The 14,503-nt window shown below is 29.2% G+C and carries 14 protein-coding genes; 3 read left to right on the top strand and 11 right to left on the bottom strand.

Annotation, left to right across the window (positions count from 1 at the left end):
- Positions 1–210 precede the first annotated feature (210 nt).
- Positions 211–1,170: a ketopantoate reductase family protein gene (locus CP960_RS12290; RefSeq protein WP_101185782.1), complete on the bottom strand. Its 960-nt coding sequence runs from the start codon at positions 1,168–1,170 to the stop codon at positions 211–213.
- Between the two features lie 73 nt (positions 1,171–1,243).
- On the opposite strand from CP960_RS12290, the gene maf reads away from it, so the two are divergent.
- Positions 1,244–1,789 (top strand): septum formation inhibitor Maf, encoded by a 546-nt coding sequence (gene maf / locus CP960_RS12295; RefSeq protein WP_101185783.1) that lies wholly within the window; start codon positions 1,244–1,246, stop codon positions 1,787–1,789.
- A gap of 10 nt (positions 1,790–1,799) precedes the next feature.
- Positions 1,800–2,192 (top strand): tautomerase, encoded by a 393-nt coding sequence (locus tag CP960_RS12300; RefSeq protein ID WP_101185784.1) that lies wholly within the window; start codon positions 1,800–1,802, stop codon positions 2,190–2,192.
- Here CP960_RS12300 and CP960_RS12305 read toward each other — a convergent pair.
- The 10 genes from CP960_RS12305 to gap all read right to left on the bottom strand — a co-directional run bounded on the left by CP960_RS12305 (position 2,189) and on the right by gap (position 13,908).
- A complete protein-coding gene (locus CP960_RS12305) occupies positions 2,189–3,721 on the bottom strand; it encodes a BCCT family transporter (RefSeq protein ID WP_196778341.1) in 1,533 nt (510 codons plus the stop codon). The two genes, CP960_RS12300 and CP960_RS12305, sit on opposite strands and share 4 nt — an antisense overlap.
- Before the next feature lie 253 nt (positions 3,722–3,974).
- Positions 3,975–5,774 (bottom strand): 1-deoxy-D-xylulose-5-phosphate synthase, encoded by a 1,800-nt coding sequence (gene dxs / locus CP960_RS12310; RefSeq protein WP_101185786.1) that lies wholly within the window; start codon positions 5,772–5,774, stop codon positions 3,975–3,977.
- Between the two features lie 11 nt (positions 5,775–5,785).
- Positions 5,786–6,892, bottom strand: a complete 1,107-nt coding sequence (gene hisC / locus CP960_RS12315; RefSeq protein ID WP_101185787.1) for a histidinol-phosphate transaminase — start codon at positions 6,890–6,892, stop codon at positions 5,786–5,788.
- Between the two features lie 64 nt (positions 6,893–6,956).
- The gene (gene pheA / locus CP960_RS12320) at positions 6,957–8,024 is read right to left on the bottom strand and encodes a chorismate mutase (RefSeq protein ID WP_191321650.1); all 1,068 of its coding nucleotides are present in this window, start codon (positions 8,022–8,024) and stop codon (positions 6,957–6,959) included.
- A complete protein-coding gene (locus CP960_RS12325; protein ID WP_101185788.1) occupies positions 8,021–8,800 on the bottom strand; it encodes an HAD-IIA family hydrolase in 780 nt (259 codons plus the stop codon). The genes pheA and CP960_RS12325 overlap by 4 nt, the downstream gene beginning before the upstream one ends.
- Position 8,801: 1 nt before the next feature.
- Entirely contained in the window at positions 8,802–10,010 is a 1,209-nt protein-coding gene (gene lysA, locus CP960_RS12330; RefSeq protein WP_101185789.1) for a diaminopimelate decarboxylase, read from the bottom strand.
- 153 nt (positions 10,011–10,163) lie between these two features.
- Complete coding sequence (gene fabI, locus CP960_RS12335) at positions 10,164–10,991, bottom strand: enoyl-ACP reductase FabI (RefSeq protein ID WP_101185790.1); 828 nt, start codon at positions 10,989–10,991, stop codon at positions 10,164–10,166.
- Entirely contained in the window at positions 10,992–11,702 is a 711-nt protein-coding gene (locus tag CP960_RS12340) for a triose-phosphate isomerase (protein ID WP_101185791.1), read from the bottom strand.
- 2 nt (positions 11,703–11,704) lie between these two features.
- Positions 11,705–12,901 carry a phosphoglycerate kinase gene (locus CP960_RS12345; protein WP_101185792.1) on the bottom strand — a complete coding sequence of 399 codons (1,197 nt, stop codon included), beginning with the start codon at positions 12,899–12,901 and terminating at the stop codon, positions 11,705–11,707.
- Between the two features lie 8 nt (positions 12,902–12,909).
- The gene (gap, locus tag CP960_RS12350; RefSeq protein ID WP_101185793.1) at positions 12,910–13,908 is read right to left on the bottom strand and encodes a type I glyceraldehyde-3-phosphate dehydrogenase; all 999 of its coding nucleotides are present in this window, start codon (positions 13,906–13,908) and stop codon (positions 12,910–12,912) included.
- Between the two features lie 91 nt (positions 13,909–13,999).
- Between gap and nadD the strand changes: the two genes are divergently transcribed.
- Positions 14,000–14,503, top strand: a 504-nt coding sequence (gene nadD / locus CP960_RS12355; RefSeq protein ID WP_101185794.1) for a nicotinate (nicotinamide) nucleotide adenylyltransferase, incomplete at its 3' end; no start/stop codon positions are given.

Here is a 14,503-nt window from a genome sequence, read left to right on the forward strand (position 1 = left end):
TTATAAGAAAGGATAAGGAAGTAAATGTGATAATAAAAATCATGGAGAGGGAGAAAAATCCAGAATAAGTTTATAATAATTACACTATGTTTATATATTTTGTAGTAACAAATATACTTCACATTTACTTCTTATGCCGGAATTATATTAGAACAAGATGACTTTAGTATGACTTTTGACTCTTTTTGCAAAAAAATTTTATTTTTTTATTTAAAGTTGAAAATTTGCCTTTCTTGTTTTATTATATTGAATATCTAAAATAGTTGAAATCGCTCTTGTATAAGGTGCATCTAAACCCTGTTTTTCGCAGTTTCTTATAACGATTCCACAAATTTCATCTAATTCTAAATCTCTATTATTTTGTTTATCTACCCACATTGAAGGAACAATTGATTCAAAATCTTTCATAAGTTTAAACATCTCATCAATATCTTTTTGTTCTATATTTATTCCTGCTGCATGGGAAGCTAAACCAGCTTCTGTCATAAGATTATATACTAAAGTTGAAGTCTTATTTCCATTTATTAACTCTTTAGATTTCTCTTCAAGAAGTGCACAAATTGCATTTACTCCATTATTTATTATTAGTTTTTTCCATAACTCTAAATTTATATCTTGTGTTAAAATAGTTGTTGTATTTGCTTTATCAAGTTCTATTTTCAATCTATCTAAAAACTCTTGTGAATGGCTACTTTTCTCAATGCTACCAATCACTGTTTGTACCTCTCCTACTGCTTCAACTAAGCCCAATTTAGTAATGTGTACAGCAATTAATCTTGTAAGTGCTCCAATTATATACTGTTTAGGAAAATATTTTGTCATTATTTTTTCATTTTCAACACCATTTTGTAAAGAGATAAAATAAGGCAACTTTTTTGCATCTTTTGACCATAAAGCTAATTTTTTACTAACTTCATCTGTGCTCATAGATTTTGTTGCAATAAAAACTGCATCAATACAGTTTGCATCAATAGTGTCTAACTCTTCTATACTTAAAACATCAATATACTCTTCAAATATAAAATCTGGATGAGTAAGTTTTAGTTTATTCTGTTTTAAATAGTTAAGATTCTCACCTCTTGCTACAAACTTTACGTTATGTCCTTGCATAAGAAGCTTAACTCCATAAAAAGAGCCAACGCCACCTGCACCTATTACTATAAAATTCATCTTTATTCCTATTTAATCTTTTTAAAACTAATTATATACAAATTGAGTATAATTAAAATAAAAAAGGACAATTTTGATAAGACTTGGTTCAAATTCACCCACAAGAGCACTACTATTAAAAAAATTTGATATTGATTTTATTCAAAATGGTGGAGAGTTCAATGAAGATAGTATAACAACAAAAAATCCAAAATCTTTTTGTTATGAAGCAACAAAAGGTAAATTTGATGAATTATATAAAAAATTTGGAGTTGAACAAATACCTTTATTGGTTGCTGATAGTGTTGTAACTTGTAATAATGAATTATTAAGAAAAGCAAAAGATATTGATGATGCAAAAAGAATGCTAAATTTACAAAGTGGAAATAAAACTTCTGTAATTACTTGTATGATTTATAAATCAAAAAACTTACAACTAATTGACATATCTTCAACAACTTATGAATTTACTAAATTTGATGAAAAACATATGCAAGAGTATATTAATTCAGGTGAATGTATGGGAAAAGCAGGAGCAATTATGGTAGAAGGTTTTTGTAAACCATACATAAAAAGTGTTAAAGGCTATGAAAGTACGGCTATGGGACTTTGCGTAGAAAAATTAAAACCATACTTATAAAGGATTAATAATGCCTCATTTACAATTTGAAATTAACAAAAAAATAGAAGATAAAACAAAACTAGAGTTTCGTGATACAATAAGAAAAAGTTTTGCACAAGTAATGAATACAACAACTGACCACATTGCAATATCATTAAAAGAAGTAGGAAAATATGATATTAGTATTGGAAGAGCTATGGATGATGATACCATTTGTTTGATGAATTTAGATATAAGACACGGAAGAACAATACAGCAAAGAAGAGAGTTAGCTTTAAGATTTATGAGTATTGTAAAAGATATTTTGAATATTGATAATAGAAACCAATATATTACTTTTACTAGACATGATGGAGAAGATTTTCACTTAATTGAAAAATATCTTCCATCATGGAGTATAAACGAAGACCCACTAGCTTAAGAGTTAGTTTGTTCTTCTTTCATTAATTTTGCAATCTTTATTGAATTAAATAAAGAAGGAAGAAGAATTAAGGATACAGGAACTGCTGTAATTACAATAAAAGATTGTAATGCAGTTATTCCTCCTGAACCAACTGAGATTAAAACAATTGCTAAAACTCCCATTAAAACTCCCCAAAAAACTCTTAAGTAGCCATTTGGTTTAATATTTCCACTTACTACAACACTCATAGTATAAGTCATTGAGTCTCCTGTTGTAATAATAAATATAGTTGTTAATATTAAAAATAGGATTGATATTATTAAAGGAAAAGGTAAATTTTGAGTAATAGCTAAAAGTGATGCAGGTAAATTAAACCCTTCAAAAGCATTACTAATTACACCAGGATTTGAAATTTCATAAGATAAACCAGCACCACCTACAATTGTAAACCAAAACATAGTTACAAGAGGTGCTACAAAAGATACTGCTAAAATCAACTCTTTTATAGTTCTTCCTCTACTTATTCTTGCAATAAATATAGCCATCATTGGACCATAACCTATAAACCATCCCCAAAAAAATACTGTCCACCATCCAAGCCATGAAGTATCTTCTCTATAAGTTGCCATAGGAATAAAGTTACTAATCATATTCCCAACACCTTGAACATAACTATTTATTATAAAGTTTGTTGGGCCTAAAATAATTATAAAAACCATCAAAAATAGTGCTAAATATACATTATATCTACTAAGTATTTGTATACCTTTTGTTAATCCACTTAATGCAGATAAAGTATAAATAATAATTGCACTTACAATTATACAAACTTGAGTTATAAAACTATTTGGAATATTAAAAAGTTCATGTAAAGAGTATGATATTTGTAAGCCTAAAAAACCTATTGGTCCAATTGTTCCAGCAGCAACTGCAATAATACAAGAAGCATCTACAATTGAACCTAATTTTCCATGAATTACTCTATCTTTAAATATAGGATAAAGAAGTGTTCTTGGTTTTAAAGGTAAGCCTTTATCATAATGCAAATGCATTAATACAATTGATGTTAATGTTCCTAAAATTGCCCATGCTAAAAATCCCCAATGCACAAAAGATTGAGAAAGTGCATTAATAGCTTTTTGAAAATTTGAAGTTGTTTGTTCAAAAATAGGAGGAGGAGAGATAAAGTGTGCAATTGGTTCACCTGCTGCCCAAAAAACTCCACCACCTGCAAGTAGTGTACATAATATTATTGCTATCCATTGAAAAGTACTCATTTCTGGTTCAGCCAATTTTCCTAAAACTACACTTCCATTTTTAGAAAAACCTAAATAAACACCAATAATAAAAGTTAAAAGTAATAAAACTTGCCAGTATGCTCCAAATATTTTTGAAGACCAAGAGAAACCTTCATTTACAAAAGTTGTAAGAAGTTTCGTATCAATTAATGCTAAAACAACAAATGAGACTAAAAAAATAGTACTAAGAGCTAATGCTGTTTTGTCAATTTTGCTCGTGGTTTGTAGGTTATCATCTGTTTCACCCAAGGTTCTGCCTTTTATATTTTTTATGAAATTTGATAAACTACAAATACTATTTATTATTATATTTAATAAAAGTACTTAGATTCAATGTGGAAAAATAAAATAGATTTTAGAAGATAGTTTTTGATTTTTGTAGTAACTTCTAGAAGTTTATGTTTCATTAGTATAAATCTTTGCGTAATTTATAATTTCGCGCGTATTGTAACTTATTTTTTTTATTTTCTCTTTAAAAAATATAGCAATGTAGAAAAAATTTCTAAATTTTTTCTACTAATTGCTTAGCAGTTAACTCTAAACTCTCTTCAACTTTTAAAGTTTCACCATGAACAATAAAGTGATCCTCAAACTCAAAAGAGTCAACGCTTACGCATAATTTAGCTTTATTTATATACTCCAAAATTGCACTTGCAACTCCACCTTGTTTTTGAGAGTCACTAAATACATACCATTTATTATATTTTGATGCAAGTTCATTTAATATCTCTTCATCAAGAGGTTTTACAAACCTTAAATCTAAAATTGCAATATCCTCCTCATGTAAAGCCTCTGTATCACATGCTTTTGAAACACCTGCTCCATATCCAATAAATAGTTTATTAGAAGTTCCTTCTTTTAAAAGTTGTGCTTTACCTAGTTCAAACTCATTTGATTCATACTTTAACTCTTTAAATGCTCCTCTTGGGTATCTAATAGCACATGGTTTATCTAATTTGTATGAAAAATCTATAGCTTGATGTAAAGATTGATTATCCCTTGGAGCAAAAAGTATCATATTTGGTAAAAATCTCAAATATGAAATATCAAAAGCACCTTGATGTGTTTCTCCATCATTTCCTACTATTCCAGCTCTATCAATTGCAAAAACAACAGGTAAGCCCATAATACAAACATCATGTATAACTTGGTCAAAAGCTCTTTGTAAAAATGTAGAATAGATTGTAATATAAGGTTTAAACCCTTCTTTAGCCATTGCTGCCATAGAAGTTACTGCATGTTGTTCTGCAATTGCTACATCCCAAAATCTATTGGGGAACTCAGCCATTAATCTATCTATTCCCGTTCCACTAGGCATTGCAGCAGTTACTCCAACTACATTATCATATTTTTTTGCTAAAGCACTTAAAGCATCAGCATAAACAGCAGTTGCTGCTTTTGCTGCTGCTTTTTTCTTAAATTCACCAGTTTCTACATTAAAAGGCCCCACTCCATGCCATTTTTCATTTTGGCCTTCTGCAATCTCATAACCTTTTCCTTTTATTGTTTTAGCATGAACAATTACTGGTTTATTTAATCCTTTAGCAATATCTAAAGTCTCAATAATCTCTTCAAGATTATGTCCATCAATTGGTCCAATATAATCTATACCCATCTCTTCAAAAATCACACCAGGAGTTATAAGTTTTATACTCTCTTCAATTTTTTTTGCAATATAGTTTGCACCTTCTGGAAGTTTTTGAACTATACTTTTATCTATTCTATCTCTTAATTTTTGATAGAACTTCCCTGCTAAGATTTTACTTAAATATTTTGATATTGAGCCAATAGGTTTTGCAATACTCATCTCATTATCATTTAATACAATAACAACTGGTAATTTTATATCTCCAAGCTCATTTAATGCTTCATAAACCATACCAGCAGTCATAGAGCCATCACCTATCATTACAACAGGAACTCTATTTTCTCCATTTAACTTAATTGATTTTGCAGCTCCAACTGCTAAAGAAATAGATGTTGAACTATGTCCAGCTACAAAGTAATCTGCACTGCTCTCTTTAGGTTTTGTAAATCCACTTAATCCACCAAATTGTCTAATTGTTTCAAACTCTTCCCACCTTCCTGTTAGAAGTTTATGGGGATAACACTGATGAGATACATCAAATATAAAAGGGTCACTTTGAACATCAAAAACTTTATGCATTGCTACTGTTAATTCTACTGCACCTAAAGTTGAACTAAAGTGTCCCCCATTTCTTGATACAACATCAATGATTCTTTCTCTAATTTGGGTACAAAGCTCTTCTAATTCGCCTAAATCTTTACTCTTTATATTCATAAATCAATCTTCTATTTTAAATTTTTTAATACTTCTTCTAATTGCTTAAATACTCTTGTATTTTGTTCATTACTTCCAATAGTAATTCTAATAGCATTAACTCCATAACTTGTTAAATCTCTTACAATTATACCTCTTTGAAGTAAATTTTGTGCAACTTCTGATGAGATAAATTTATCTTCAAGTTTTAAAGTTATAAAATTTGTATAACTTTTTATAAATGAAAAACCTTTATCAAGAGCAAACTCTTCATATCTTTTCATCTCTTTAAAGTTTTCATCTATACATTTAATTACAAACTCTTCATCTTTTAATGCTTCTATTGCGGCTGCTAAAGATAAAGTTGTAATATTAAAAGGTGCTCTTAATTTATATAAGTTTTGAATAATCTGTTTTTTTGCAATACCATAACCTACTCTCATTCCTCCTAAAGCGTATGCTTTTGAAAAAGTTCCAAGATAGATTACATTTGGAAATTTAGAGATTAATTCATCAACAACAATTTTCTTCTTTTCATCCTTAAATGCTGCATACTCTTGATAAGCACCATCTACTACAACTAAAGTCTCTTTATCTACTTCTTCTAAGAACTCATACACATCTTTTGTATCTAAGCACTCACCTAAAGGATTATTTGGTAAACATAAAAATACCATATCAGGTTTATGCTCTTTATAAAGTTTACTAAACTGCTCTAGATTATGCTCATCATCTTTGGTTCTAATGATAGTTGCACCTGTTTGTTTTCCATATATTTCATACATTGCAAAAGTAATATTACTCATAAGAAGTTTAGAGTTTTTATTACATTTAGCATGAATTGCAAACTCAATAACTTGATCACTTCCTGAACCAACTATTATATTTGAACTTTGAACATTAAACTTATTTGCTAATGCCTCTTTTAATTCAAACATTGAATCATCAGGATACATAAACATATTTTTAGCTATATCTTGAATCTTCTTAGTAACCTTAGGTGAAGTTCCATATGGATTCTCATTTGATGCAAGTTTAATTATATCTTTTTCATCAACTCCATACTCTCTTACCACAAGCTCTATTGGCTTTCCAGCCTCATATAACTTTACATCATCTAAAACTTTATTAAATTGCATTATTTTTCCTAATTATAAACTTCGATTTTAACACTTTAGTTTTAAAAAAAACTAAATTTTTTTATTAGATATCATCTGCTTCTTTTACATAAGAACCTAAAAATTTTATACTCTCTTGATGTTTTGTAAATATTTTTTGTATATGTTCATCCTCTTTATGTCCATCAAAGTCAATAAAGAAAATAGAATCACCTTCTACAATATGAGATTTAATCTTAGTAAGATTTATTCCTGCTTTATCAAAATCTGTTAGAAATTCAACTAAAGCACCACTTCTATTTGGAAGTTTAACTAAAACTGATGTTTTATCATTTCCACTTTTTGCATTTTCAAAATCACTAACTATAAAAAATCTTGTTCTATTATTATCTTTATCTTCAATATTCTCAAATAAAATTGGAAGATTATACATTTTTGCTCCAACATGAGAACAAATTGCAGCACTACCTTCCTCTTTTAAAGCATATTTTACAGCTTTTGTTGTTGATTCAACAGGAATATGCTCAACCTCATCAAGTCCAACATTTTCTAAAAATCTTCTACACTGTTCAAATGCAATATCTTTTGAATAGATTTTTTTTATATCTTTTACTTTATCACATGTTGTAGCTAAAGTATGATGTATATCTAAAATCACCTCTGCAATAATTTTTAAATCATATTTTGTTAAACAGTTTATAGTATCACTTACAATACCATTAGATGAGTTTTCAATAGGAACTACACCAAATTTCGCTTTTTTTGTATTTACTTCTCTAAATACTCCATTAATTGAACCAATTGCTAAATATGAACTCATAGCTCCAAATCTTGTCTCTGCTGCTTGATGAGTAAAACTTCCATCTGGTCCTAAAAAAGCCACATTCTCTGGTAACTCAAAATTCCTTGAGATTGCAAATACTTCTAAGAATAATGCTTCTATTGCTCTTCTATTTAGCTTTCCTGTATTAAGTTTATCAAGTCTATCAATAATAGCTCTTTCTCTTTCTGGTCTATAAATAGAGCCCCCACTATTTGATTTTAATACTCCAACTTCATGAACAATATCCATTCTTTTATTTATAATATCAAGTAATTCATTATCAAGCTTATCAAGTTTAGCTCTTAACTCTTGTAATCCCTTCTCACTCATAATTTTCTCCCTCTTAAACACATTAAAACTTCACTCATATCTTTGCAGATATTTTCTGGTTTCTCTTCTTGCTTTAATGTTGGTAAAACCTCATTTTCATCTTTAATTTTACCACTAAGAACTAATATAGCTCTCATTCCAAGCTTTTTAGCTCCAACTAAATCACCCATCATATCATCACTAATAATAGTAATATCACTAAAGTTTTCACATCCAAGTAGTTTTTTTGCTTCATTATAAAAATTAAAACTAGGTTTTCCAACCACTTTATAATCTTTATTAACTGCAAACTTAATCATACTCATTATTGCGCCAACACCTGGATACCTTGAACCATCTTTTGAATAAATCGAAGTTTCATGCATTCCTATTAAATCATCAGTTTTCAAAGCACACTCAATCATTTTTGAGTAGTCTTCATTTGTATACTCTTTTTTAATAGAGACCATCAAAGTTTCTGGATTTTCATACTCAAGTTCATATCCCATTTGTGTCAAAACTTTAGGAAAACTATCTTGGCCAAAGGCAGCAACCTTTCTTTTTTTAGCAATATCTTTTAAGATAACAAAAGGGTCAATATAGTTTTTTGAATCTATATTAAATCCCAAATCATTTAAAAAAGCTAAAAAATCACTACTTAATTTTTTTGTGTTGTTAGTAATTACAACATAAGGTATACTATTTTCATTTAGATAATCAATAAACTCAATTGCTCCTGCAATTGGTTTTTTATCTATATCATCAATTAGTGTACCTTGTACATCTATGAAAAACATTTTATTTTATATATTCCTCTTCTAATGCGATTATATCTTCAAAAGATTCTCTTTTTCTAATTAATCTATGCTTATTATTTTCATAAGCAATTTCAGCAACTTTTCCTCTTGTATTATAGTTACTTGCCATTGTAAAACAGTACGCACCTGCACTATAAATAGCTACTAAATCATTGTGTTGCGTTTTTGGAAGTTTTACATCTTTTGCAAAGAAATCTCCACTTTCACAAACAGGACCTACTAAATTACACTCACTAAACTCTTGATTATCATTTAATACTTCAACTTTATGATATGCATTGTATAAACTTGGCCTTAAAAGGTCATTCATAGCTCCATCAACAATTACAAATCTTTTATTCCCATTTACTTTTTCATATAATACTTTAGTTACAAATACTCCTGAATTACCAACTAAAAATCTTCCAGGCTCACAAATAACTGTAATATCTAAACCAAATAAACACTCCAAGATTGATTGTGCGTACTCATTTGTATCAATAAGTTTTTCATCATCATATACAATACCTAAGCCTCCACCAACATCAAAAAATGATAACTCAATCTTAATTGCAGCAAGGTTTTTCACTAAATCTGCAACTATTTTTACAGACTCTTTTATTGGTTGTAGTTCTGTTAATTGAGAACCTATATGTAAATGTACTCCTGTTGGCTCTAAATGCTGTGAGTTTTTACATTGAATATACATTCTTTTTGCAGTATCTATATCTACACCAAACTTATTTTCATGCAATCCAGTTGATATATATGGATGTGTTTGTGGGTCTATATTTGGATTTACTCTTACAGAGATTCTTGCAACTACATCAAGCTCTTTTGCTATTTGTTCAACTCTATTTAATTCTGCATCACTTTCAACATTTATCATTAAAATACCAAGAGTTAAAGCCTCTTTTATTTCACTATCAATCTTTCCTACTCCTGAAAAGATAATCTTATAAGGTGCAATTCCTACTTTTAATGCTCTTTTAACTTCTCCAATTGATACACAATCAGCACCTGCACCTAAAGATGCAAGATGTTTAATAACACTTAAATTTGAGTTTGCCTTTACTGCATATGCAACTAAAGATTTTCTCGCTTTAAAAGCACCTTTTAACTCATTATATTTTGATGTTATATAATCAAAATCATAAACATAATATGGTGTTTCATACTTGTTAGCTAACTCTTTAAAATTAATACTCATTCTTTTCCCTATAGTTCATAAAATTTCAATTTAAAACTTCAATAAATTCTAAATAAAAACTTTTTAAATTAACTATTTATAAAAAATTAGCTTGGCAAATTACATTTTGTAAAAGCCAAGCTAATATTATAAAACATAAAAAGATAATAAAATCTACTTATCTACACCATTCCAAGCAATTGTTGGTCTACCATTTTCATCAAAATTTACTGCTGGCATTCCCATAATATTAAATCCACAATCTACATAATGAATTTCACCTGTTACAGCACTACTTAAATCTGAAAGTAGATACATACCTGAATTTCCAACCTCAGTAGTTGTAACATTTTTCTTTAATGGTGAGTGTGCTTCATTCCACTTAAGCATAAATCTAAAATCACCAATTCCAGCAGCTGCTAAAGTTTTAATAGGTCCTGCACTAATTGCATTTACTCTAATTCCATCTTTACCTAAATCTTCTGCTAAATATTTTGTAGTCATTTCTAAAGCTGCTTTTGCAACACCCATTAGATTATAATTAGGAATATATTTTGCTCCACCATAATATGTTAAAGTAAGTACAGAAGAGTTTTGGCTTAATAATGGTTTTAACTCTCTTACTACTTCAATTAGTGAATATACAGATATATCCATAGCAATATCAAATGCCTCTTTAGAAATGTCATAAAATCTTCCTGAAAGTCCCTCTTTTGGTGCAAATGCAATTGAGTGAACAATAAAATCAATTTCTCCCATATCTTTTTCAATAGACTCTTTTAAAGCTTTTATCTCTTCTGGTTTACTAACATCACAAGGATAAACATAATCTGCACTTCCAAACTCAGAAGCAATTGGTTCAACTCTTTTTTTCAATGAGTCATTTAAATATGTAAAAGCAATTTGTGCACCTTGTTCAGCACAAGCTTTTGCAATACCATATGCAATTGATTTATTATTTGCAACTCCTAAAATAACACCTTTTTTACCCTTCATTATCATCTATATATCCTTTGTATTTTCTATAATTTCAATAAAATCTTCTTTAATCCAAGAAGCAGTTCCAATTAATGCTCCATCAACACCATTTAAAGAACAAATCTCTTTTACATTATTAACTTTTACGCTTCCACCATAAAGTAAAGGCTTAGAGATTTTCTCTTTAATTGCACTATGTACATTTACAATATCATCATTTGTAGCAGTAACTCCTGTTCCAATAGCCCAAACAGGTTCATATGCTAAAATTAGGTTCTCATAATTTGTATCAATTCCTACAAACTGCTCATAAATGTACTCTAAAGTCTTTTCTAAACCTTGTTCTTTAACTTCTAAAGGCTCTCCAATACAATATATTATTTTGTATCCTAGCTCTTTATAAAAATTGAATTTTTGGGCTACTTGTTCTTGAGTTTCACCCAAAATATGCCTTCTTTCACTATGTCCAATTAAAATCGTTTTTATATTAAATTCATCTAATTGTAAAGTTCCTATTTCACCTGTAAAAGAGCCTTTATTTGTTGCATATGCATTTTGAGCTCCAACAGTTAGATTTGAAACTGTATTAAAATTATCAAGTGAAGTAGAAGTAGGGAAAATATATACTTCACTTAAGATACTATTTTCTTCTAAGTGTTTATTAACTGTTTGAATAAACTCTTTTGTTGTCTGCCTTGTATGGTTTGTTTTAAAGTTTGATGCAATAATTGCCATTTTTATCCTTCTATTACTAGTGCTTTAACACCTGGAAGAATTTTGCCCTCAATAAGCTCTAATGAGGCACCTCCACCAGTACTTATAAATGTCATTTCATCTTCATCACCAGTAACTCTTACTAAATCAGCTGTATCTCCTCCACCAACAACTGTTGTTGCATATGAACTAGCCACAGCATGAGAGATTTTAGCACTCCCTTTTGCAAATTTATCCATTTCATAAACACCCATTGGTCCATTCCATAAAATTGTATGTGCATCTTCTAATGCTTGAGAAAATAGCATTGCACTTGCAGGTCCTATATCTAAGCCCATCCAATTTTTAGGTATTTCTTGAACTGTTGTTGGTTTTGCAAATGCTTCAGCATCAAAAGTCTCAGCAGCAACAACATCAACAGGTAAGTAAAACTTCACTCCAAGCTCTTTTGCTTGTTGCATTATTTTTATTGCTTCTGGAATTAAATCATCTTCAACTAAAGACTTTCCAACTTCATATCCTAAAGCTTTTAAAAATGTAAAAGCCATTCCTCCCCCAATAATAATTTTATCTACTTTGGGTACAAGATTATGTAAAGCTTCCAACTTTCCTGAAACCTTTGAACCACCTACAATAGATACAAATGGTCTTTTAGGTTCATTTACAATATGGTGAAAAAATTTAATCTCTTTTGCAAGTAAAAAACCTGCTGCTTTATGTTCAATATCAAAGTGTTGAGCAATTCCTTCAACTGAAGCATGAGCTCTATGAGATACTCCAAAAGCATCATTAATATAAATATCTGCCATTGAAGCTAATGTTTTACTTAGCTCTTTGTCATTTTTAGTTTCACCAGCTTCAAATCTCATATTTTCAAGAAGTAAAATCTCTCCAGTTTTCAATTGGCTTGCTGTTTTTAGTGTTTGCTCACCAATAACATCTTGTGCCATTTTTATATCTTGTTTTAGTAGTGTATGTAGTCTTTTTGCGATTGGTTTTAAAGAGTATTTCTCTTCGTATCCATTTTTTGGTCTTCCAAAATGAGAGGCTAATATGATAGAGCAATCATTATCAACACAATACCTAATAGTATTTAATGCACTTCTAATTCTTCTATCATCTGTAATATTATTGTACTCATCCATAGGTACATTAAAATCACATCTTATAAATACTTTTTTCCCGGAAATATCTATATTTTTAATCTCTTGTAAATTCATCGAGTTCCTTATTTATTAGCTACATAAACAGCCATGTCAATAAGTCTTGAAGAGTAACCCCACTCATTGTCATACCATGTCATTACTTTAATCATATCATCACCAATAACTTGAGTTAAATCACTTGCAATAATTGTTGAGTTTGTATTTCCTACTAAATCACTTGAAACCATCATCTCATTATCAACAGCTATAATTCCTTTTAACTCTTTTGCTTTTGCTTCAAATAAAGCATTAACTTCTTCTTTGCTAGTCTTTTTTTCTACTACTAAGTTTACATCAACCATTGAAACATTTGGTGTTGGAACTCTTACACTTTGACCATGTAATTTACCATCAAGTTGAGGCATTACTAGTTTCATAGCTTTTGCAGCTCCAGTTGTAGTAGGAATCATATTTTGAGCTCCTGCTCTTGCTCTTCTTTTATCTTTTTTATGCTTTACATCAAGAATATTTTGATCATTAGTGTATGAGTGAATTGTAGTCATTAAACCTTTTTGTATTCCAAAAGCATCATCAAGTACTTTTGCCACAGGACCTAAGCAGTTAGTAGTACAAGAAGCATTTGAGATAATTGCTTGACCTTCATATTTATCTTCATTTACACCCATTACAAAAGTAGGAGTATCATCTTTTGCAGGAGCAGACATAACAACTTTTTTAGCTCCGTTGTCTAAATGCACTTGGCACTTTTCTTGTGTAAGATATGCACCTGTACACTCTAAAATAACCTCTGCACCACACTCTTTTGTAAATGTAAGTTCACTTGCATCTCTTGTTGAGTATAGTTTTGCTTTAACACTTCCCATTGTTAAATAACCATCTTCAACTTTTACTTCACCATCAAATGTTCCATGAACAGTATCATATTTTGTAATATACTCTAACATCTCTGGTGTTGCAGTATCATTAATTGCTACTAATTCAACATCATCTCTATTAGCAATAATTCTTGCAACGCATCTTCCAATTCTTCCAAAACCATTTATTGCAACTTTTACAGCCATACTATACCTTTATATTTATTTGTAATTTTTAGATATTTTATCCAAAAGTTGCTATAATATTATTTAATTATACGCTAAAAGGAAAAAATGAGTGCGAATAGCAGTGTTTGGAGGTAGCTTTGATCCACCTCATATTGCACATGAAAAAATAGTATTTGAGGCATTAGAAAAACTCAATATTGATAAACTTTTTATTGTGCCAACATACCTTAATCCTTTTAAAAGTGATTTTCATTTATCTCCAAAAAAAAGAGTAAACTTACTTAAAAAACTCTTCTTAAATGAGCCTAAAGTTTATATTTGTGATTATGAAGTAAACCAAAAAAGAAAAGTAGCTTCATATGAAACTATAATGTATCTAAAAAGAAATTTTGAGTTATCAAAAATCTATTTAATAATTGGAAGTGATAACTTTAAAAATTTAGACAAATGGTACAAAATAGAGCAACTAAAAGATGAAGTTGAGTTTGTTCTTGCAAAAAGAGTTGGCTTTTTAAATGAAAATTTAGATAATATAAAAACTTTAAATATTGATATTGATATAAGTTCTACAAACTTAAGAGAAAATATCAACTTAAAGTATATACCAAAAAAA

The sequence above is a fragment of the Malaciobacter halophilus genome (assembly GCF_002837275.1).
Taxonomy (GTDB): Bacteria; Campylobacterota; Campylobacteria; order Campylobacterales; family Arcobacteraceae; genus Malaciobacter; species Malaciobacter halophilus.